A 20,909-nucleotide genomic window follows, 5' to 3' on the forward strand; every position below is an offset into this window, starting at 1 on the left:
TTTTAGCGGGCCGCCACCAGCGCCTGATCCAGATCTGCAAGGATATCATCCACATGCTCGATGCCAATGGACAGCCGGACCATGTCCTCGGCAACCCCGGCCTTGTGCAGTTCCTCCGGTGACAACTGACGGTGGGTGGTGGTGGCTGGATGGCAGGCCAGGGTCTTGGTATCGCCGATATTCACCAGACGCACGGCCAGGTTCAGGGCATCGATAAAGCGGGCACCCGCCTCACGGCCACCCTGGATACCAAAAGACAGGATGCTGGCGGCGCGGCCATTCATGTACTTTTGTGCCAGGGCGTGATCCGGGTGATCATCCAGGCCGGCAAAGCGCACCCAGCTTACCTGGGGGTGATCCTTGAGGAAGCGGGCCACCGTCATGGCATTCTCGCAATGCCGGTCCATGCGGACCGCCAGGGTTTCGATACCCTGCAGGATCATGAAGCTGTTGAACGGGGACAGGGCGGCGCCCATGTTGCGCAGGGGGACCACCCGGGCGCGACCGATATAGGCGGCGGCGCCAAAAGCCTCGGTATAGACCACCCCATGGTAGGACGGGTCCGGCTCGCACAGACGGATGAACCGATCCTTATGTTCTGCCCAGGGAAATTTGCCCGAATCCACAATGGCGCCAGCCACGGTGGTGCCGTGTCCCCCCATGTACTTGGTCAGGGCATGGACCACAATATCGGCACCGTGGTCGAAGGGGCGGCACAGGTAGGGTGTGGGTACGGTATTGTCCACAATCAGCGGTACCCCGTGGGCATGGGCCATATCCGCCAGGGCTTGCAGATCCGCCACATTACCCGCCGGGTTGCCAACGGATTCACAGAACACTGCCCGGGTGTTGTCGTCCATCAGGGCGGTCATGGCTTCAATGTCGCCGGGGGCGGCGAAGCGGACCTCGATGCCATAGCGGGGCAGGGTGTGGGCGAACAGGTTGTAGGTACCACCGTAGAGGGTGCTGGTGGTGACGATGTTATGTCCCGCCTCGGCGATGGTCATGATGGCATAGGTGACAGCGGCCATGCCCGAGGCCAGGGCCAGGGCGCCCACGCCGCCTTCCAGGGCAGCCAGGCGTTTTTCCAGCACATCATTGGTGGGATTCATGATGCGGGTATAGATATTTCCAGCCACCTTCAGGTCGAACAGGTCGGCCCCATGCTGGGTATCATCAAAGGCATAGGACGTGGTCTGATAGATGGGCACCGCCACGGCCTTGGTGGTGGGATCGGGGCTAAAGCCGGCGTGAATGGCCTGGGTCTCAAACTTCATGGAACCTCCGCAAGAAAACCCGCAATTTCAATCGCGGGAGGAATTGGGGCTGCGGTATTGCAACCGCCGGAAGATGGTGTATCCGCACAAGACTATCCCCACGGACGGTCAATAGCCAGTGGCCTGATCCTTTGCACCCAGGTACCCTTTCGCTCCTGCCCTGGTCCCCTGTCGAGAGCCGCCCGGTGAACAAGACTTCTCCCCTGATCCTGGTGGATGGATCCTCCTTCCTCTACCGCGCCTTCCATGCCCTGCCTTCCCTGACCAACTCCCGGGGTGAACCCACCGGGGCAATCTATGGCGTGGCCGGCATGTTGCGCAAGCTGATGGGGGAATATCAACCCCGCGACATGGCGGTGATCTTCGATGCCAGGGGTAAAACCTTCCGCAATGCGCTTTATGCCCAGTACAAGGCCCAGCGGCCACCCATGCCGGATGAACTGGCGGCCCAGATTCCCCCCTTGCACGAACTGATCCAGGTCATGGGCATTCCGGTGCTGGTGGTGGGTGGCGTGGAAGCCGATGATGTCATCGCCACCCTGACCCATCAGGCCCGCCAGGCACAGATGGCGGTGATCATTGCCACCGGCGACAAGGATCTGGCCCAATTGGTGGGGCCGGACGTGACCCTGGTGGACACCATGAACGGTACGGTGCTGGACGAAGCCGGTGTGGAGAAGAAATTTGGTGTGCCCCCGGCAGGCATTGTGGATTATCTGACCCTGATGGGAGACACGTCAGACAATATTCCTGGCGTGAACAAGGTGGGTCCAAAAACGGCAGTCAAATGGCTCAAGGCCTATGGCAGCCTGGATGAGATCATGGCCAGGGCCGACGAGATCAAGGGCAAGGTGGGGGATAATCTGCGCGCTGCCCTGGCCTGGTTACCCCGATCCAGGGCGCTGGTTACGGTACGCCGTGATGTGGCGCTGGACCGAGGCCCCGGGGATCTGCAGGTTCAGGAGACAGACAGGGCGCGGTTAAGGGAATTGCTGACCCGTCTGGAGTTTCATTCATGGCTGGCGGAACTGGAAGAGGATGAATCTGCCCCCACGGCAACCGAGGCGCGTTACGACATCCTGATGGACCCGGAGCAACTGGACCAGTGGATAGACCGATTGACCGAAGCGCCCCTGTTTGCCCTTGATACCGAGACCACCAGCCTGGACGACATGCAGGCCCGGCTGGTGGGACTGTCCTTTAGCGTGTCACCCCATGAGGCAGCCTATCTGCCCCTGGCCCACGATTATGCTGACGCCCCGGCGCAACTGCCCCTGGACGCAACCCTGGAGAAACTGCGCCCCCTGCTGGAAGACCCCAATCGCCCCAAGCTGGGACATCATCTGAAATATGATCGCAACGTCCTGCTCAACCACGGCATCGAGTTGCAGGGCATCACCCATGACACCATGCTGGCTTCCTATGTGCTCAACAGTACCGCCGGGCGTCATGACATGGACAGCCTGGCCCAGCGCTACCTGGGCGTAAAGACCACCCGCTACGAAGATGTGGCCGGCAAAGGCGCCAGGCAGATTCCTTTCTCCCAGGTACAGCTGGACAAGGCTGCCCCCTATGCAGCCGAGGATGCAGACATCACCCTGCAGCTGCACCGGCGTATCTGGCCTCAACTCCAGAGTCTGAAGGAGCAGCGACAGATCTACGATACCCTGGAAATGCCTCTGGTGCCGGTACTTTCCCGAATGGAGCGTGCCGGGGTGCAGGTAGACCCGGAGTTACTGTTCACCCAGAGCCATGAACTGGCCGAGCGCATGCATCAGATCGAACAGGAGGCCCATGGGCTGGCGGGTTGCACCTTCAATCTGGGGTCACCCAAACAGATTCAGGACATCCTGTTCCAGCGTCAGCAATTGCCCGTGATCCGCAAGACGCCCAAGGGTCAGCCCTCTACCGCCGAGGATGTACTGGAACAACTGGCCCTGGACTATCCGTTGCCACGGCTGATCCTGGCCCATCGCGGACTGTCCAAGCTCAAATCCACCTATACAGACACGCTGCCGGAACGGATCAATCGGGAGACAGGTCGGGTGCATACCTCCTATCATCAGGCGGTCACCTCTACCGGACGGCTGTCTTCCTCCGGGCCCAATCTGCAAAACATTCCCATCCGCACCCCGGAGGGCCGCCGTATCCGCCAGGCGTTCATTGCCCCCCAGGGACGCCAGATCCTGGCAGCAGACTATTCCCAGATCGAATTGCGCATCATGGCCCATCTGTCTGGCGATCCGGGACTGCTGCAGGCCTTTGCCGATGGACAGGACATCCATCGGACCACGGCGGCTGAGGTTTTCCAGGTGGAGGCAGAGGCCGTCACCACCCAACAGCGACGGGCGGCCAAGGCCATCAATTTTGGTCTGATCTATGGCATGTCGGCCTTCGGACTGGCGCGACAGCTGGGGATTGACCGCAGTGGCGCCCAGGACTATGTGGATCGTTATTTTGCCCGCTATCCGGGGGTGAAGGCCTACATGGACGGCACCCGGACCCAGGCCCGGGAGCAGGGATATGTGGATACCCTGTTCGGGCGGCGTCTTTATCTGCCAGAGATCCGCGCCCGCAATGCCCAGGTGCGTGCCCAGGCGGAGCGGTTGGCCATCAATGCGCCCATGCAGGGCACGGCTGCCGATATCATCAAGCGGGCCATGCTGGCGGTGGATGAGTGGATTCAGACCACATCCCCCGGCGTCACCATGATCATGCAGGTGCATGATGAACTGGTGTTCGAGGTGGATACACACCAGGTGGCAGCGGCCCGGGAGCGGATCACTGCGCTGATGTGCGGGGCCGCCGAACTGGATGTGCCTCTGCTGGTGGACGTGGGGGTGGGGGAGAACTGGGACGCCGCCCATGGCCAGGACACCGGATATTGAACCCTGGAACCGTTCTGTTGTCCTACCCCGTAAGCGCTGCAGCCCGGCGCTTCCCGCTGACCTCCCTGAGCGGGATGGCTCGAACTCCCCCAAGTCGAGCCGAATACTGCCCCGGTTCACGCCGACCCCCAAGGCGTCCGGGGCTTTTTTATGTGCCCTTATCCCCCGCCATCGGCAGCCCCGTCGGTATCGTCGAACAGCCAGCAATCCAGCACCCCGTGGACATCCTCCACACCCTGTTTTTTGAGGGCTGAAAACGGCTGTACCGTGGCGGTCACCCCGTCATCACCCAGGGCCCGGGCGACCCGCCGCACCGTATCCATCATCGGCCCCCGCTTGAGTTTGTCGGATTTGGTCAGCAACACATGCAAAGGCAGTTGCCGGGCATGGGCCCAGCCGATCATCTGCCAGTCGTGGGGGGTCAGGGGATGGCGAATGTCCATCACCAGCACCAGCCCCCGCAGACAGGCCCGCTGGGCCAGATAGGCTGACATCAATTGTCCCCAGCGTCGCCGCATGGCTTCCGGCACCTTGGCGTAGCCGTAGCCTGGCAGATCCACCAGCCGACGGGTATCGTCCAGGGCGAAGAAGTTGATCAACTGGGTCCGACCCGGTGTCTTGCTGGTTCGAGCCAGCGCCCGCTGCCGGCACAAGGTATTGATGGCACTGGATTTGCCAGCATTGGAGCGGCCAGCAAAGGCCACTTCACGGCCCTGTTCCGGGGGGAGACCCTTGAGGGTAGCGGCACTGATGAGAAATTCCGCCTGGTGGTAAGCCGGGTTTATCAAGGCTATGGACTCGCTGTGTTGTGGTGTCGGGTTGACCTTCGTCGGCGTTTTGCGACGGTCGGATTAGTATGATATACATTGCGGCTATTTTGAGGCTGCGCCCGACGCGCGAGTCAGTGTCAGGTTACCAACGAAGCGCTTATTGTTTCAGGTTCAGGAGTCAACCCACAATGAAAAAACTTGTCCTTATCGCCGTCGCCACACTGGGTATGAGCATGTCGGCATCGACACTGGCCGAGCCCGGTGACCCGGTGCGCGGCAAGGAATTATCCAGTCCCTGTGTCGCCTGTCACCAGGCTGACGGTAACAGCGTAGTGCCCGCATGGCCGAAGATTGCCGGCAAGGATGAGGCCTATCTGCTCAAGCAGTTGCAAGACTACAAGGCAGGCCGTCGCAGCCATGCCTTGATGAATCCCCAGGTGGCTGTCCTGGAGGAAGAAGACCTGCCCCATCTGGCCGCCTATTTCGCCAGCCAGACCGCCACGCCGGGCCGTACCAGCGCCAGCGCGGAAAAACTGGCCCTGGGGCGTCAGATCTACTTTGGCGGCAACGCCGCCAGTGGCGTGGCCGCCTGTGTGGCCTGTCATGGCCCCACTGGCAAGGGTAACCCTGCCGCTGTGTTCCCCAGTGTGGCGGCCCAGCACGGGGTATACACCCTGGATCAGCTCCAGCAGTTCCGCGACGGCCTGCGTGCCAATGACCCTGCCCGGATGATGCGCAACGTGGCTGGCCGCATGACCGACGAAGAAATGTCTGCCGTGGCCGAGTTCATCGCGACCCTGCCGCCCAGGTAAGACAGCCTGGCATCCTGCACCCAAGGGTGGCCCACGGGCCACCCTTTTTTTCCATCGCCGGTGGGGTTCTGGTGCCCGGAATACTTGATCCAGGACAAAAGACCTGCCGATTTTGTGGTCTTCATGCCCCTCGGTAGAACTTGTGCCGGTTTCGGGGTCAAACAGGCCACCATCTTCTTCCGACACCCGTGAGATCATGAGCAGCACGCCCTCTGACCCGCCGCCTGGCCGACGCTCCACCTTTGCCGTCCTGATGGGGTTTCTTGGGTCCATGGGCCTGGCCATCACCTTGCTGGTGGCCCTGGCTGTGGCGTCCATTGTCGGTACCGTCCTGCAACAGAACCAGCCCTACACCACCTATCTGCTGGACTATGGTCCCTTCTGGCACGAGTTGTTTCGCACCCTGGGGCTTTACCATGTGTATTCTGCAGCCTGGTATCTGCTCATTCTCGTCTTTTTGGTGATTTCCACCAGTGTCTGCGTGTATCGCAGCACCCCGGCCATGATCCGGGACATGAACCAGTTCCGGCTGGGGGTGAAGGAAAAATCCCTGCGCAGCTTCCAGCACAATGTGCAGCGAAACCTGCACACCGAAGCACCAGCACCCCTCATGGCCCGAGCCGAAGCGGTGTTCCGCGCCCGGGGCTATCGGGTACGCCAGGCAGATCATGGCGATCATCAGGTGCTGTCCGCCATGCGGGGCAGTGCTGGCCGGCTGGGTTATTTCTTCACCCATGTGGCCATCGTGGTCATCTGTGTCGGTGGCCTGATAGACGGACGCCTGCCGTTGATGCTGGCGGAGTTTACCGGGCAACTGGAGATCGAGACCCGCCAGGTGCCTGTGTCCGAGATTCCCGAGCAGAGTCGGGTCTCTCCTGCCAATCCTTCCTTTCGTGGCTCGGTGGAGATCCCCGAGGGGCAACGGGCGGATGTGGCGTTCATCACCATACGCAACGGCTATGTGGTCCAGGAATTGCCTTTTTACATCGAGGTCAAGGCATTTCGGGTGGAACGTCATGCCACCGGCCAGGAGCGGGCGTTTGAGACCGACCTGGTGATCCATGACGACATGCTGGACGAACCTCTGGCCCATACCATCAGTGTGAATCACCCCCTGACCTACCGGGGCTACACCCTCTACCAGGCCAGCTTCCGGGACGGCGGTTCCCGTCTTGGTCTGAGTATGTACCCCCTGGGACGGGGCGCTGACCGGCCCCTGCCCCTGCCGGCCCGGATCTTTGGCACCTATTCCCAGACTGCCGAGGATGGCAGCCGGTTGCGGGTGGAATTCACCGATTTTAGCGACACCAACCTGACCCTGATTGAAGAGCATGGGGTGCGCCAAAGCATCGACATGGGACCAAGCTTTGAGTATGTGATTCGGGACAGCAGCGGCGCGGGCCGGTTTTACCGTAACTTCCAGCAGCCCTTTGAGCGGGATGGCCGCATGTACCTGCTCAGCGGTGTGCGAGAAGATCCCGCAGACCCTTTCAGCTTCCTCTACATTCCCCTGGACCCCCAGGGGGGTGTTGATCGTTTCATGACATTTTTGGCCAAGCTCAGCGATCCTGATGTGCTCAGGGCCGTGGTGGATGAAACCACCCGAACCGCCGCCGGCCAGTTCGAGGGGGTGGACGAACAGCTTCGCACCCAGGTGGCTGACACCATGCTCGGCCTGCTGGAAACCTTTGCCGTTGGTGGTTACGACGAGGTGATTGCCCAGGTCCAGGTCCAGTCCCCCGAAGGGCAATGGGACCGGATGGCGGATATCTTCCTGCGGGTACTCAACGCCGGGCTGGATGCCATCTATCTGCGGGTGCTGGCACAAGAAGGGATCGAGGTGGTCAGCGAGGCGGATGATCATTTTCTTGATGATGCACTGCGGGCCATCAATGCCCTGCCTTTCTACGGTTCCCCGTTTTTCCTGCATCTGAACGATTTTGACCATATCCAGGCCTCGGGTCTGATGATCACCAAGGCACCTGGGCAGGGTATAGTCTACGCAGGCAGCGTCATGCTGATTCTGGGTATTTTCCTGCTGCTGTATGTCAGTCATCGCCGCTGCTGGGTCTGGATACGACCGGGGGCTACCGGTACGGATCTGGTGCTGGCGGGCACCAGCAACCGCAACATGTCCGATTTCAACCAGGAATTCGATGATATCGCCCAGGCCATTCTGGGTGACTCCCGGCCCCTGCCGGCAGATCAGGATACAAGCCGGGTCTGATCGTGATTTCCCGTGTGAGCCATCAACAGGTAAGCCCATGTCTGTCACTCCAGATACTGTAAGCACCGAATATCCCGGCTACTTCCGTCGCCTGTCTCCCATTGACTGGTTATGGGCCGCCGGCGTGGTACTGGCCACGATCTTCATTTTGGTGGTGTACGGCAGTTCCATGGATATCTACCAGTCGGGCACTTTGGTGGTCACTGCGGCTTCTGGCCTGTGGTTGGGCTGGTTCTGGAAACCTTTCCAGGGGTATGCCCTGGCGGTGACGGCCATGAGCCTGCTGGGGATATTCAGTTACGGTGGGGACCTGGCCAACGCACAAACCCATTTCCTGCTCAAGTACCTGGTCTCTGGTGAAGCGGCAGTGATGTGGATGTGTGCGCTGCTGTACATGTCCACCAGCGCTTATCTGGCGTCATTGTTCCGGCGGGAATCCGGACGCAGTGTGTTGCTGGCCCTGGGCATTGGCGGGGCGACCGGTGCTGCGGGTCTGCTGGGTCTGTGGCTGGGGCGCAGTGGTCTGATGCCGGGCCTGGAATGGGTCAGCCCTCTGGTGCTGCTGGTGGCGGTGGGTGCCCTGCTGGGGCCGATTGCCCGCACTGACTTTGCTGCCCGGGTGGGCAGTGTGCTGGCCTGGTGTGCCGCCGCCTTTGGTCTGGCGGGATTGCTGGTGCGCTGGCGTGAAACCTATCTGCATGATCCCACCTGGGGCTATGTGCCGGTGAGCAACCTGTGGGAAGTCTTTGTCCTGTTCTGTGTCGTCACGGTACTGATGTATCTCTATTACCAACGTCGGACCCGCAACCTGGACATGGGCGGCTTCGTCATGATGGTGGTCAGTGCTGCCGTTGCCTTTCTGCTCTGGTACACCCTGGAACGGGAAGCTCACGTGGTGCAGCCACTGGTGCCCGCCCTGCAGAGCTGGTGGCTGAAGGTCCACGTCCCCACCAACTTCGTCGGCTATGGTGGTTTTGCCATTGCCGCCATGCTGGGGGTGGCTTATCTGATGCGGGTCAGGGGTGAGCGCCGCCGGCCCGATGGCCTGCTGGCCCGACGCCTGCCCAGCCGAGAGGTGCTGGACGATGTGATGTACAAGGCCATTGCCATCGGCTTTGCCTTTTTCACCATTGCCACAGTGCTGGGGGCCATGTGGGCAGCAGAGGCCTGGGGCGCCTACTGGTCCTGGGATCCCAAGGAAACCTGGGCCCTGATTGTGTGGTTGAACTATGCCGCCTGGTTGCACCTGCGCTTTACCAAAGGCTGGCGCGGTGTCCCCATGGCCTGGTGGGCCATTTTGGGGTTGTTCATCACCACTTTTGCCTTTGTCGGCGTAAATATGTTCCTGGGTGGCCTGCATTCCTATGGCAGCCTCTGAAATGGAACCCAGGCATCACGGCAATGGCCATGATGCCGCTGCCCTGATGAACACCCTGTCCATCGGGCCTAGCACCCCGCCGACCCTGGGGGGGCAGCGGCTGCGGATTCTCAGCTATAACGTTCAGGTAGGCATTGCCTCGGGGCGTTTTCGTCATTACCTGACCAACAGCTGGAAGCATGTATTGCCCTATGAGGGGCGGATGGGCAACCTGGACAGTATTGCCCGGTTCATTGCCGGATTTGATCTGGTGGGGCTGCAGGAACTGGACGCCGGCAGCCTGCGCAGCAATTTCATCAATCTGGCCGAGTATCTGGCGCACCGGAGCGAACTGCCCTACTGGTACAGTCAGACCAACCGCAATCTGGGTAAACTGGCCAAGCATAGCCTGGGGCTGTTGTCCCGCTTCCGGCCACATTCGGTGGTGGAACATCGTCTACCTGGGCGTATTCCCGGAAGAGGCGCCCTGGAGGCCCATTTTGGCGCCCATCACGGCGAGGACTCCCTGGTGATCATGCTGGTTCACCTGTCCCTGGGTCGCAAGGCCCGGATGTTACAGATGCAATACATCGCCGAGGTACTGCGGGACCATGAACATGTGGTGGTGATGGGGGATATGAACACTCCCTCCCATTCCCAGGAAGTACAGCGACTGATCAGCCATACCCGGTTACAGGAACCCCTGGCCAGTGCCAAGACCTATCCCAGCTGGCGGCCCAGACATGCCTTTGACCATATTCTGGTGACGCCGGGACTGGGACTGAAACAGGTGCATGTCTACAACCTGAACTACTCCGATCATCTGCCGGTGGGGGTGGAACTGGTGATCCCCGAGACCGTGCACATGGCCCATGCCGGACTGATATCCGGCCATGATCAGTGGCGGGAGGCGGCCACAAGCCCCCGAAACAGCGCCTGATGGCGTGTTTTATGGGGTAAAAACTCCGGATGCCACTGCACTCCGATCCTCATTACGCCCCCCTGGACCTCGATGGCCTGAATCACGCCGGTGGATTCCCTGGCGGCACTGACCACCCCATGACCCAAACGGTCCACCGCCTGATTGTGCAGGGCATTCACCGCCAATGTGCCTTCCCCCACCAGCTGCGCCAGCATCGTCTCCGATGCCACCACCACCTGCTTGCGGGGCAGGATACTGCGTACCTGGGGACATTCCCGATAAAAGCCGCTCAGCTCCTGGTGCAAGGTGCCACCGTGGACCACATTCAGCAGTTGCATACCCCGGCAGATACCCAGCACCGGCATCTGATGTTTCCAGGCAGTCCGGATCAGCGCCTCTTCCAGTTGGTCCCGTCCCCGGTCCTCCCCTTCCAGGCGAGTCAACAGGGTGCGTCGCAGCAGCCATAACAGGGGATAGAAAATAAACCCCAGCACACGTTGTCGGCCACCGCCGGATTCGGTGGCGTCAATTTCCCGCAGCAGACTCAGCGGGTCCTGGCCGTATAGCGCCGGGTCCACATCGGCGCCGCCGCCAATCACCAGACCATCCAGACCGATGCCATCATGGGGGCGGGCCGGACTAATCCGCACTGGCCATCCCCCGGCCCGCAGGATGCACCAGGCGGTCATCAGCCAGGCTGCCAGCCCCCCCTTGTCCGGGCCGGTGACACCAATACGCGGCCTGGAGGTCATGGGCTGCTCCGTAGCCAGTCACTGACCTGGGCTACCCAGCGGCGGCCCTTGTCCACCAGGTTATCCTGAGACTGATTCAGATACGCCTGGGCCATCACCGCCAGTCGCTGGGGATCATCCGCCAACTGCTCCACCGCCACCCAGCCATTCCAGGGCAGGCTCAGATTCCAGTCCGGCTCGTCAATCCGGCAGTCTGGCAGGCGATAGTGAAACGTGGGGCGGGGTCGGATCAGATCATGTTCCACCGGTGCGGCCTTGATCTGCTCAGGAGACAGATGGGCAAACAGGGGCAGCATGTCCAGGGGGCGGTTGCGGGTGGGATTGTCGGTCAGATAATCGTCAATGAGTCCGGGCAGGTCCGGGGCGTAATCCGGTTGCAGGATACGTTCTCCCCAACCGGAAGGAAAAGGCTCTACAAAGGGCGTCAGACGCCGGGATAAATCGGTCTGGGCTGCCTCCAGTAGCCAGTCATTGAGCAGCACAAAAGCCTGCAGATGCCGCAGGATGGACTGAACATCATGGCTGGCCAGTTCCAGGTTCAATTGCAGGCCGAAGGCATGGAGCAAGGAGGTATGGGTGCCCTTGGCACCGGCGGCCTGCAAACGCGCCCGCAGCCGATCCATCTCTGGCAGAAGGTGATGTGCAATGGGCGGAGCAACCACTTCGTGGGGCACAATCAACCCGGCCACGTCCGCCACCATCCGTTCCAGGGCGCCGGGTTCTGCATCCCGATCCACCGTAATCCCCATGGTTTCCAGATAATCCAGATATTCCCTGCGCTTGAGCAGACGGCTATCCAGTTCCAGACGGAAATCCCCCAGGGCAGTCTCTGTGACCTGCTGTTCAAACGGAGACAGGCGCTGTGGTGTGCCGCCGAAGCAATCGAGGATGATGTCGGCAATGGCGTCCAGGGAAATTTCAGCCATTTCCAGTTCCACACCGACCCGGCGCACATGACCATCGGGGGTATGATCATGAGGTAAAGCAGCAAAAATAGTCATCGCAAACCATGGTTTTGGCTTTGGGTTCCAGGCATCTGACCAGTTTTGGCAACACCATGCAAATCCCCGCCACGGAAAATAGGCTATTCTTTGGGGCTTCCCTGTGACCCACCAAGCCTTTAATCTCGCTGGCATGATGATTCGATTCACAAAAATGCATGGTCTGGGCAATGATTTTGTCGTCATTGACGGCGTGCGCCAGCAGGTTGTCCTGACCCCAGACCATGTGCGGTTTTTGGCCCATCGCCGTCTGGGGATCGGATGCGATCAGGTGCTGATGGTGGAACCACCGTCAGACCCCTCCCGGGCTGCTTTTCGCTACCGCATTTTCAACGGAGATGGCAACGAGGTGGAACAGTGCGGCAATGGCGCCCGGTGTTTTGCCGTGTTCGTCCGCGACCAGGGGCTGACTCGGGAGAGCCGGATTCCCGTGGAAACCGCCGCCGGTTACATTACCCTGCAGATAGAAAGGGACGGACAGGTCACTGTGGATATGGGCACGCCCCGACTGACGCCCTGGGAAATCCCCTTCGAGGCGGAACGGGCAGCCCCCTGGTACACCCTGGCAGTACAGGATCAGACCCTGGAAATCGGTACGGTTTCCATGGGCAACCCCCATGCGGTACTGCTGGTGGACAATGTACAGACCGCCCCAGTGGCCCGACTGGGTCCGGCCATCGAAGGACATCCCCGCTTCCCCCGACATGTCAATGCAGGGTTCATGCAGGTGATGTCCCGTGAACATATTCAGTTGCGGGTCTATGAACGAGGCGTGGGAGAAACCCTGGCCTGCGGCACCGGCGCTTGTGCCGCCGTGGTGGTGGGACGCCTGCAGGGACTGCTGGATACCCAGGTGAACGTGGATCTGCCCGGTGGCCGGCTTGTGGTACAGTGGAGCGGCCATGAGCATGATCCGGTTTTCATGACCGGTCCCGCCACTTCGGTCTTTACGGGGACCATTGATGTATCAACCACCCCTCGCCTGAAAATGGATGGATATGCCAACAGGCCAGGTTGACCAGGGACAGGGCGGTGAAGGCACAGCCCTCATGCCACCAGACCCGCAAGGGTGCTGTTGATGACGATACTTTTTAACCCAACCCAGACAGGAGGACGCGAGCAGGGCGCCGTGATCGTGCTCCCCACGATACACACCCCCTCCCCGCCACCCTGAAAGACGGGGTTTCTCGCGCAACATGATGAATATATCCGACAAGGGGGTTCTTGCCGAAGAACCTTTGTCCGAAGCTGCAGTGGCGGCTTATCTTCGTGCCCATCCCGATTTTTTCGAACGTCATCTGCCCCTGCTGGAAATGATGCGGGTACCCCATCCCTGTGGGGAGGCGGTGTCGTTGGTCGAACGCCAGACCGGCCTGTTGCGGGAGCGCAACCGGGCTTTGGAACGCAAACTGGTCGATCTGGTACAAGTGGCCAGGGAGAACGAGGGACTCAGTCGCCGGATGTATCAACTTGCCCTGGGGTTGATGCAGGCGGACAGCCTGGATGGGGTGTTGGCCACGACCCAGGAACAGTTGCGTAACGGGTTTCGCGCCGATGTGGTGGTGGTGCGTCTGTGTGGCGATCCGCGCCAGGGCCTGCATTTCACCGCCCCCGACGATCCGGCCATGCGGGGATTTGATGCCCTGTTTGAGACCCGTCGCCCCCGCTGTGGTCGCCTCTCTGAAGTGCAGTATCAGGCCCTGTTCCCAGGCCATGATGCCAACGGCCCCCGCTCTGCTGTCGCTGTTCCCCTGCTGGACGGCACCCGGCCACTGGGGGTTCTGGGCATGGGCAGCCATGACGACACCCGCTTCCATCCGGGTATGGGCACCCTGTTCCTGGATTATCTGAGCGAAATCATCTCCCACGCGATTCTCCATCGCCTTGCCGTGGAGCCACCCCTTTCCGCCTGATGGACCCTCATATCCAAGCCTATCTGGATCACCTGAGCCAGGAACGGGTGTGCTCCCCCCACACCATCAGCAATTACCGCCGGGATTTGATCCACCTGCAGACCCTGCTGCTGTTCCCTGGTAGCGACATCGACTGGTCCAGGGTCAATGCACATGACATTCGTGCCCTGGTGGCCACCCGTCACCGGGCCGGGTCCGGTGGTCGTAGCCTGCAGCGCCTGCTCTCTTCCGTGCGGGGATTTTTTAATTATCTGCTGCGGGAGGGCGTGGTGGGTGCCAATCCTGCCCAGGGAATTCGCTCACCCAAAACATCCCGGCACCTGCCGGAAGTGCTGGATGTGGACGATATTGGCCGTCTGCTGGCCATTCCCGGTGACAGCCTGCCGGCGATACGGGATCGGGCGATACTGGAACTGTTTTATTCCTCTGGTCTGCGGCTGGCGGAGCTGATCGCCCTAGACTGTGCCCAACTGGATCTGATGGACGGTATGGTGCGGGTGCTGGGCAAGGGCCGCAGGGTGCGTCAGGTGCCGGTGGGTGCCAAGGCCAGGGAGGCACTGACAGTCTGGCTGCAGCGGCGGGATCAATGGGCAGCAGCGGGGGAAACGGCCCTGTTCGTGGCCCGTCATGGGCGGCGCCTGACCCCCCGAAACATCCAGAAACGCATGGCCCGCCGGGCCTTGGCACAGGGGCTGGAGCGACACGTGTACCCCCATCTGCTGCGCCATTCCTTTGCCAGTCACATGCTGGAGTCATCCCAGGACTTGCGGGCAGTGCAGGAACTGCTGGGGCATGTGGACATCAGTACCACCCAGATCTACACCCATCTGGATTACCAGCATCTGGCCAAGGTTTACGATGCCGCCCACCCCAGGGCCCGGCGACGAAAGCAAAACTCGTGACCGGTCTTCTCCCCTTGCGCCCCAGTTCCGTTACAATGCCCCCTCAGTCGTCGGCATCAAGACGTGAGGAGTCTCCCCTTGGAACAGTTCCGTGGTACCACCATCGTCTCCGTGCGCCGCAACGGGCAGGTCGCCCTGGGTGGAGACGGGCAGGTCTCTTTGGGCAATACCATCATGAAGGGCAATGCCCGCAAGGTCCGGCGCCTGCACCATGACCGGGTGTTGGCCGGTTTTGCCGGAGGCACCGCCGATGCCTTTACCCTGTTTGAGCGTTTCGAGGGCAAGCTGGAAAAATACAGCGGCAACCTGCTGCGTGCTGCGGTGGAACTGGCCAAGGACTGGCGCACCGAACGTTCCCTGCGCCGCCTGGAGGCCCTGCTGGCAGTGGCCGACCAGGACAACTCCCTGATCATTTCCGGTAACGGTGACGTGATCGAGCCGGAAGACGGCATCATCGCTATCGGCTCCGGCGGTCCATTCGCCCAGTCCGCCGCCCGTGCCCTGTACGAGAACACCGAACTGTCGGCCCGGGAGATTACCGAAAAATCCCTCAATATCGCCGCCGACATCTGTATCTACACCAATCGTCATCTGACTATCGAGGCGCTGTAATCTTTAGTGGATTGCCGCCCCCCATGTCAGCGCAAAGAGATTGCCATGACTGAAATGACCCCCCGCGAAATCGTTCAGGAACTGGACCGTTTCATCATCGGTCAGGATGCCGCCAAGAAGGCGGTGGCCATTGCCCTGCGCAACCGCTGGCGCCGCCAGCAGTTGCCTGCGGCCCTGGCCCGCGAGGTCACCCCCAAGAACATCCTCATGATCGGCCCCACCGGCGTGGGCAAGACCGAGATCGCCCGGCGCCTGGCCCGGCTGGCCAATGCCCCCTTCATCAAGATCGAGGCCACCAAGTTCACCGAGGTGGGCTATGTGGGCCGGGACGTGGAATCCATCATCCGGGATCTGGTGGATGCCGCCGTCAAGATGCTGCGGGAGCAGGAGATGGACAAGATGCGCCACCGGGCCGAGGAGGCCGCCGAGGAACGCATCCTGGATGCCCTGCTGCCGCCGCCCCGGAGCAGCGGTGGCTTCATGGCCGACGATACCCCGTCCCGGGGCGCCGATTCCGAGACCCGGCAGAAATTCCGCAAGCGCCTGCGGGAAGGCAAGCTGGATGACAAGGAAATCGAGATCCAGGTCCAGGCCCTGCCGCCGGGGGTGGAGATCATGACCCCGCCGGGGATGGAGGACATGGCCAGTCAGTTGCAGGGCCTGTTCCAGAACCTGGGTGGACAGCGCACCCGCACCCGCAAGTTGAAGATCGCCGAGGCTTTCAAGCTGATCACCGACGAGGAGGCCGCCCGCCTGGTGAACGAGGATGACATCAAGCTGCGGGCCGTCTCCCATGTGGAGCAGAACGGCATCGTCTTCATCGACGAGATCGACAAGGTGGTCCGTCGCGGCGAATACAGCGGCGCCGACGTCTCCCGGGAAGGGGTGCAGCGGGATCTGCTGCCCCTGGTGGAAGGCTGCACCGTCTCCACCAAGTTCGGGTCCGTGCATACCGACCACATCCTGTTCATCGCTTCCGGGGCCTTCCACCTGGCCAAACCCTCGGATCTGATCCCGGAACTGCAGGGCCGTCTGCCCATCCGGGTGGAGCTGGAGGCCCTCACCACCGAGGATTTCGTGCGCATCCTCACCGAACCCCGCGCCTCCCTCACCGAACAGTATGCGGCCCTGCTGGCCACCGAGGGTGTCACCGTGGAGTTCACCGAGGACGGTGTGCGCCGTCTGGGGGAGATCGCCTTCCAGGTGAACGAGCGTACCGAAAACATCGGTGCCCGGCGCCTGCACACGGTCATGGAGCGGGTGGTGGAGAAGATCGCCTACGAAGCTCCCGACTGCGGCAGCCCCGTGGTCATCGACGCCGCCTATGTGAGCGAGCGTCTGGAACAACTGGTGCAGGACGAGGATCTGAGTCGCTATATCCTGTGACCCCCACCGACCCGGTGGGCAACTACGGCATCAAGCTGGTGTTCTCCGATGGGCATGATACCGGCATCTACGATTGGGAATATCCTTACCGGTTGGGCGTCGATCAGGCCCGGCTGTGGCAAACCTATCTGGAGCGACTGGAGGCCGCCGGCCACCAGCGCCAGGGCTGATAACGGGAGTATGCATGTCCGACGACAACACCACTGATTTTGGCTACGAACAGGTGCCGGTGCAGGACAAGGTCAAACGGGTGGGGCAGGTGTTCCATTCCGTGGCCAGCCGGTACGATGTCATGAACGACCTCATGTCCATGGGGATTCACCGGATCTGGAAGCGGTTCACCATCGAGGTGGCCGCGGCCCGCCCCGGTCAGAAGATCCTGGACCTGGCCGGCGGCACCGGCGACCTGACCTCCCGTTTTTCCCGCATTGTCGGTCCCACCGGTCAGGTGGTGCTGTGCGACATCAACGCCTCCATGCTCGCCTGTGGCCGCACCCGGCTGATCGACGAAGGACTGGTGGGCAACATCAACTACGTCCAGGGCAACGCGGAATGCCTGCCCTATCCGGACGATTATTTTGATCTCATCACCATTGCCTTCGGCCTGCGCAACGTCACCGACAAGAACGCCGCCCTGCGTTCCATGCTGCGGGTGCTGCGTCCCGGCGGCAAACTGCTGGTGCTGGAGTTTTCCCAGCCCACCAGCAAGCCCCTGCAGTCGGTCTACGATGTCTACAGCTTCAAGGCCCTGCCGCTGATGGGCAAGGTGGTGGCGGGAGACGCGGACAGCTACCGCTATCTGGCGGAGAGCATCCGCATGCACCCGGACCAGGAAACCCTCAAGCAGATGATGCAGACGGCCGGTTTCGAGCGCTGCGACTACCACAATCTGACCGGCGGCATCGTGGCGCTGCACAAGGGCTACAAGCTCTAGCGCCGCGAGCCTGCCCCACGGGAGAAATGCCCATGCCTGCACCCACCACCCTGGTCACGGCCCTGCTGGAGCAGGCCATCCGCCGTTACCTGGCGTTGGACCCCGACAGCGGGGCGCGCCTGGCGGCCCTGCGGGGCGGCGTGGTGGCGCTTCGGGTCACCGGCGTGGATCTGTGCCTGTATTTCGTGCCGGCCCAGGATTACCTGCAGGTGCTGGGGCAGTACGACGGCGAGCCGGGGGTGACCATCAGCGGTGCCCCCGCCACCCTGGCGAGCCTGATGGCGGGGGCGCCCGGCGCCCGGTTGCCGGAAGGGGTCGGCGTGATCGGCGACCCGCAACTGGCCCGTCGGTTCAGCGACCTGCTGCGGCAGGTGGATCTGGATTGGGAAGCGTTGCTGGCCGGTCTTGCGGGGGATCGACTGGCCCAGCGGGCCAGTGCCACCTGGCGCGACCTGACGACCTGGTTGCAGCACAGCCGTGAATCCCTGCGCCAGGAGGTCAAAGCCTGCCTGCAGGAACAGACCCGCAGCCTGCCCACCCGGGGCGAAGTGGAGGTCTTCATGGACGAGGTGGACCGTCTGCGCAGCGACGCAGACCGCCTCCAGGCCCGTATCCAGCGCCTGGAACATGCCCGGGAACGGGCCCAGCAATAAGAACATTCAGGACTCTCGATGCGTCATCTGCACCCCTCCCAGTTGCTTCGACTGATCACCATCAATCGTGTCCTCATCCGCCACGGGCTGGATGACGTGGTGCTGACGATCCGTTTGCTGCGCTCCGTGCGCTTCTTGCGCTACCTGGGTCCGTGGAACTGGTTCCGCACCGTACCCTATGGACGGGGCGAACGGATTCGCCGGGCCCTGGAAGATCTCGGCCCCATCTTCATCAAGTTCGGCCAGATGATTTCCACCCGGCGGGACCTGCTGCCCGAGGATATCGCGGTGGAACTGGCCAAGCTCCAGGACCGGGTGCCGCCGTTCCCCAACGAGCAGGCCCGGGCCATCATCGAGAAGTCCCTGGGGCGTCCCATCGAGAGCCTGTTTGCCTCCTTCGAGGAGACCCCGATGGCTTCCGCCTCCATCGCCCAGGTCCATGGGGCGGTCATGCATGACGGTCGCCGGGTGGTGGTCAAGGTGGTGCGGCCCAACATCGAGAAGGCCATCCGCCGGGACGTGGAGCTCATGTACGTCATCGCCGAGCTGACCGAGCGCTACTGGCCCGAGGGCAAGCGGCTGCGACCGGTGGAGGTGGTGGCCGAGTACGAGCAGACCATCCTGGACGAGCTGGACCTGCTGCGGGAGGCCGCCAACGCCTCCCAGATCCGCCGTAACTTCGAGAATTCCAACGTCCTCTACATGCCCGAGGTGTTCTGGGACTACTGCCGCAAGGACGTGATGGTGATGGAGCGCATCCAGGGGGTGCCGGTGTCCGACGTGGCCACCCTCAAGGCCCTGGGGGTGGACCTGAAGCTGCTGGCGGAGCGGGGGGTGGAGATCTTCTTCACCCAGGTATTCCGCCACAATTTCTTCCATGCGGACATGCACCCGGGCAACATCTTCATCGATGTCTCCGATCCGGCGGACCCCAGCTATCTGGCGGTGGATTTCGGCATCGTCGGCACCCTCTCGCCAGCGGACCAGCGCTATCTGGCAGAGAATTTCTATGCCTTCTTCAATCGGGACTACGCCCGGGTGGCGGAGCTGCACGTGGAGTCCGGCTGGGTGCCGCCGGATGTGCGGATCACGGAGCTGGAGGCGGCCATCCGCACCGTGTGCGAGCCCATTTTCGAAAAGCCCCTCAAGGACATCTCCTTCGGTTACGTGCTGGTGCGCCTGTTCCAGACCGCCCGGCGATTCAACATGGAGGTCCAGCCCCAGCTGGTGTTGCTGGAGAAGACCCTGCTGAACATCGAAGGCATGGGTCGGGATCTCTACCCGGAACTGGACCTGTGGCAGACCGCCCGTCCCTTCATCCAGCGCTGGATGGACGAGCAGGTGGGGGTGCGGGCCCTGGTCAAGGGCTTTAGGCGCAATCTGCCCCTGATCCTGGAAAAGGCCCCGGACATGCCGGGTCTGATCCACGAGGCCCTGCGGCTTCAGGCCCGCGGCGTGGGGGTACGGGGCATGGACAAGGCCCAGTTCCAGGCCCTGCGGGCGGAAGTCCGGGAGGGCAACCGGGCCACCATCCTGGCGGTGGCCGGGGGCAGCCTGCTGATCAGCGGTGTGCTGATGCTGACCCTGGCGCCGGAGTTGCCGGCGGTGATGGGCGCGCCCTGGCCGGCCTGGCTGGCCGGCATCGCCGGTCTGGGGATGCTGCTGCTGGCCTGGCTGCGCCGGGCCTGAGGGGATGGCGGTGAATCCTGCCCCTGACCGATGAGGGTCAGGGCGCGGCATGGGTGTCTTGCCCTGCCGGAAAATTTGCTAAGATGAACGCGCGATTTCCTCGCAGGTGGCTCTTTCCTGGCAATCCCGGTGAATACCTCGTCTGATCCCGAAGACAGCCCACCGATAGACACCTCCAGTCTCCCCAGGATACTGGACGAGATACTCCGTTTATCTCCAGCCGTGGTCTACTGCACCGAAGCCGTCCCTCCCTATCGCATCGAATATATTTCCCCCAATTTACGCCTGTTCCTGCGCATTGATGACGAAAAACTCACCGTCCCCGGGGGATGGTTCCATCTCGTGCACCCCGATGACGTGGCGCCCACCCTGACAGGATTTGAAACCTGGCTACACGGTGATTCAACCCGGGATCTCTGTCGTCGCTACCGGATCATGACCTATGAAGGCAGTTATATCTGGGTCGAGGATATCTGTCGCAAGGTCTTCAAGGCGGGGCAGTTAAGGCACATTGCCGGGGCCGCGCTGGACATCACCCGACAGCAGAAGGTGGAAGAAACATTGCGCAAGATCGCCGAGGCGGCCCCAGGCATGATCTATCAGTTTGAACGCCGTGCCGACGGACGTTATGTCATTCCCTATGCCAGCCAACAGATCAGCAAAAACCCGCGTGAACCCTCGCCCACTCGGGCGGGGAGGTCAGCGGGGGCCGCGCAAGGGGCCCTATTTTTGTGTCTTCTGCCCCTGAACATAGGCTTTCAACGTTTCGATAGTCACCCCGCGCTACAAGCGAAATACGATCTCGACCACAGCG

Annotated in this window: 19 protein-coding genes; 15 read left to right on the forward strand and 4 right to left on the reverse strand. The window is 61.9% G+C overall.

Translation table 11 applies throughout. The annotated features are described in order from the left end of the window. Positions 1–2: 2 nt before the first annotated feature. Positions 3–1,277 (reverse strand): bifunctional O-acetylhomoserine aminocarboxypropyltransferase/cysteine synthase, encoded by a 1,275-nt coding sequence (locus BMX62_RS07905; protein WP_090206977.1) that lies wholly within the window; start codon positions 1,275–1,277, stop codon positions 3–5. A 185-nt stretch (positions 1,278–1,462) separates the two neighbouring features. Between BMX62_RS07905 and polA the strand changes: the two genes are divergently transcribed. After that, entirely contained in the window at positions 1,463–4,165 is a 2,703-nt protein-coding gene (polA, locus tag BMX62_RS07910) for a DNA polymerase I (RefSeq protein WP_090206978.1), read from the forward strand. A 158-nt stretch (positions 4,166–4,323) separates the two neighbouring features. On the opposite strand, the gene yihA is transcribed toward polA, so the two are convergent. Then, positions 4,324–4,950, reverse strand: coding sequence for a ribosome biogenesis GTP-binding protein YihA/YsxC (gene yihA / locus BMX62_RS07915; protein ID WP_090207055.1), 627 nt, complete (start codon positions 4,948–4,950; stop codon positions 4,324–4,326). A 173-nt stretch (positions 4,951–5,123) separates the two neighbouring features. Between yihA and BMX62_RS07920 the strand changes: the two genes are divergently transcribed. The 4 genes from BMX62_RS07920 (at position 5,124) to BMX62_RS07935 (ending at position 10,271) form a co-directional block, all read left to right on the forward strand. Beyond that, entirely contained in the window at positions 5,124–5,747 is a 624-nt protein-coding gene (locus BMX62_RS07920; RefSeq protein WP_090206981.1) for a c-type cytochrome, read from the forward strand. Positions 5,748–5,943: 196 nt separating this feature from the next. After that, on the forward strand, positions 5,944–7,974 hold the full coding sequence (locus BMX62_RS07925; RefSeq protein ID WP_090206984.1) for a cytochrome c biogenesis protein ResB: 2,031 nt from the start codon (positions 5,944–5,946) through the stop codon (positions 7,972–7,974). Between the two features lie 37 nt (positions 7,975–8,011). Continuing rightward, positions 8,012–9,352, forward strand: a complete 1,341-nt coding sequence (ccsB, locus tag BMX62_RS07930; RefSeq protein ID WP_090206987.1) for a c-type cytochrome biogenesis protein CcsB — start codon at positions 8,012–8,014, stop codon at positions 9,350–9,352. 1 nt (position 9,353) lies between these two features. Next, the gene (locus BMX62_RS07935) at positions 9,354–10,271 is read left to right on the forward strand and encodes an endonuclease/exonuclease/phosphatase family protein (protein WP_420795817.1); all 918 of its coding nucleotides are present in this window, start codon (positions 9,354–9,356) and stop codon (positions 10,269–10,271) included. Here the strand turns inward: BMX62_RS07935 and BMX62_RS07940 are convergent. Both BMX62_RS07940 and BMX62_RS07945 read right to left on the reverse strand, forming a co-directional pair. After that, on the reverse strand, positions 10,229–11,005 hold the full coding sequence (locus BMX62_RS07940) for a gamma-glutamyl-gamma-aminobutyrate hydrolase family protein (RefSeq protein ID WP_090206990.1): 777 nt from the start codon (positions 11,003–11,005) through the stop codon (positions 10,229–10,231). The genes BMX62_RS07935 and BMX62_RS07940 overlap by 43 nt on opposite strands. Further along, positions 11,002–12,006 carry an amidoligase family protein gene (locus BMX62_RS07945; protein ID WP_090206994.1) on the reverse strand — a complete coding sequence of 335 codons (1,005 nt, stop codon included), beginning with the start codon at positions 12,004–12,006 and terminating at the stop codon, positions 11,002–11,004. Before BMX62_RS07945 ends, BMX62_RS07940 begins: the two co-directional genes overlap by 4 nt. Positions 12,007–12,139: 133 nt before the next feature. Here BMX62_RS07945 and dapF point away from each other — a divergent pair, with 133 nt between their 5' ends. The 10 genes from dapF to BMX62_RS07995 form a co-directional block, all read left to right on the forward strand. Beyond that, positions 12,140–13,024, forward strand: a complete 885-nt coding sequence (gene dapF / locus BMX62_RS07950; RefSeq protein ID WP_090207059.1) for a diaminopimelate epimerase — start codon at positions 12,140–12,142, stop codon at positions 13,022–13,024. Between the two features lie 178 nt (positions 13,025–13,202). Then, complete coding sequence (locus tag BMX62_RS07955) at positions 13,203–13,919, forward strand: DUF484 family protein (RefSeq protein ID WP_238375912.1); 717 nt, start codon at positions 13,203–13,205, stop codon at positions 13,917–13,919. Beyond that, positions 13,919–14,821: a tyrosine recombinase XerC gene (xerC, locus tag BMX62_RS07960; RefSeq protein WP_090206998.1), complete on the forward strand. Its 903-nt coding sequence runs from the start codon at positions 13,919–13,921 to the stop codon at positions 14,819–14,821. The genes BMX62_RS07955 and xerC overlap by 1 nt, the downstream gene beginning before the upstream one ends. 78 nt (positions 14,822–14,899) lie before the next feature. Further along, positions 14,900–15,433 carry an ATP-dependent protease subunit HslV gene (hslV, locus tag BMX62_RS07965; RefSeq protein ID WP_090207002.1) on the forward strand — a complete coding sequence of 178 codons (534 nt, stop codon included), beginning with the start codon at positions 14,900–14,902 and terminating at the stop codon, positions 15,431–15,433. 45 nt (positions 15,434–15,478) lie between these two features. Further along, positions 15,479–16,819, forward strand: coding sequence for an ATP-dependent protease ATPase subunit HslU (gene hslU / locus BMX62_RS07970; protein WP_090207006.1), 1,341 nt, complete (start codon positions 15,479–15,481; stop codon positions 16,817–16,819). After that, positions 16,816–16,989, forward strand: a complete 174-nt coding sequence (locus BMX62_RS07975; protein WP_420795816.1) for a gamma-butyrobetaine hydroxylase-like domain-containing protein — start codon at positions 16,816–16,818, stop codon at positions 16,987–16,989. Before hslU ends, BMX62_RS07975 begins: the two co-directional genes overlap by 4 nt. Positions 16,990–17,003: 14 nt before the next feature. Then, the gene (gene ubiE / locus BMX62_RS07980) at positions 17,004–17,753 is read left to right on the forward strand and encodes a bifunctional demethylmenaquinone methyltransferase/2-methoxy-6-polyprenyl-1,4-benzoquinol methylase UbiE (protein WP_090207015.1); all 750 of its coding nucleotides are present in this window, start codon (positions 17,004–17,006) and stop codon (positions 17,751–17,753) included. 32 nt (positions 17,754–17,785) lie between these two features. Continuing rightward, positions 17,786–18,406 (forward strand): ubiquinone biosynthesis accessory factor UbiJ, encoded by a 621-nt coding sequence (locus tag BMX62_RS07985; RefSeq protein WP_090207018.1) that lies wholly within the window; start codon positions 17,786–17,788, stop codon positions 18,404–18,406. An 18-nt stretch (positions 18,407–18,424) separates the two neighbouring features. Further along, on the forward strand, positions 18,425–20,095 hold the full coding sequence (ubiB, locus tag BMX62_RS07990) for a ubiquinone biosynthesis regulatory protein kinase UbiB (protein WP_090207023.1): 1,671 nt from the start codon (positions 18,425–18,427) through the stop codon (positions 20,093–20,095). A gap of 129 nt (positions 20,096–20,224) precedes the next feature. Then, a partial coding sequence (locus BMX62_RS07995; RefSeq protein ID WP_143339699.1) for a PAS domain-containing protein occupies positions 20,225–20,909 on the forward strand: 685 nt, incomplete at its 3' end.

Origin of the sequence: Ectothiorhodospira magna, assembly GCF_900110965.1 — a bacterium.
In the GTDB taxonomy this organism is placed as follows: domain Bacteria; phylum Pseudomonadota; class Gammaproteobacteria; order Ectothiorhodospirales; family Ectothiorhodospiraceae; genus Ectothiorhodospira; species Ectothiorhodospira magna.

Coding starts and splice junctions, on each gene's coding strand:
- ubiE (WP_090207015.1), top strand. CDS start 17,004: ATGTCCGACGACAACACCACTGATTTTGGCTACGAACAGGTGCCGGTG.
- xerC (WP_090206998.1), top strand. CDS start 13,919: ATGGACCCTCATATCCAAGCCTATCTGGATCACCTGAGCCAGGAACGG.
- BMX62_RS07945 (WP_090206994.1), bottom strand. CDS start 12,006: ATGACTATTTTTGCTGCTTTACCTCATGATCATACCCCCGATGGTCAT.
- BMX62_RS07920 (WP_090206981.1), top strand. CDS start 5,124: ATGAAAAAACTTGTCCTTATCGCCGTCGCCACACTGGGTATGAGCATG.
- BMX62_RS07905 (WP_090206977.1), bottom strand. CDS start 1,277: ATGAAGTTTGAGACCCAGGCCATTCACGCCGGCTTTAGCCCCGATCCC.
- ubiB (WP_090207023.1), top strand. CDS start 18,425: ATGCGTCATCTGCACCCCTCCCAGTTGCTTCGACTGATCACCATCAAT.
- BMX62_RS07940 (WP_090206990.1), bottom strand. CDS start 11,005: ATGACCTCCAGGCCGCGTATTGGTGTCACCGGCCCGGACAAGGGGGGG.
- BMX62_RS07935 (WP_420795817.1), top strand. CDS start 9,354: ATGGAACCCAGGCATCACGGCAATGGCCATGATGCCGCTGCCCTGATG.
- BMX62_RS07985 (WP_090207018.1), top strand. CDS start 17,786: ATGCCTGCACCCACCACCCTGGTCACGGCCCTGCTGGAGCAGGCCATC.
- dapF (WP_090207059.1), top strand. CDS start 12,140: ATGATGATTCGATTCACAAAAATGCATGGTCTGGGCAATGATTTTGTC.
- BMX62_RS07955 (WP_238375912.1), top strand. CDS start 13,203: ATGATGAATATATCCGACAAGGGGGTTCTTGCCGAAGAACCTTTGTCC.
- BMX62_RS07925 (WP_090206984.1), top strand. CDS start 5,944: ATGAGCAGCACGCCCTCTGACCCGCCGCCTGGCCGACGCTCCACCTTT.
- hslU (WP_090207006.1), top strand. CDS start 15,479: ATGACTGAAATGACCCCCCGCGAAATCGTTCAGGAACTGGACCGTTTC.
- ccsB (WP_090206987.1), top strand. CDS start 8,012: ATGTCTGTCACTCCAGATACTGTAAGCACCGAATATCCCGGCTACTTC.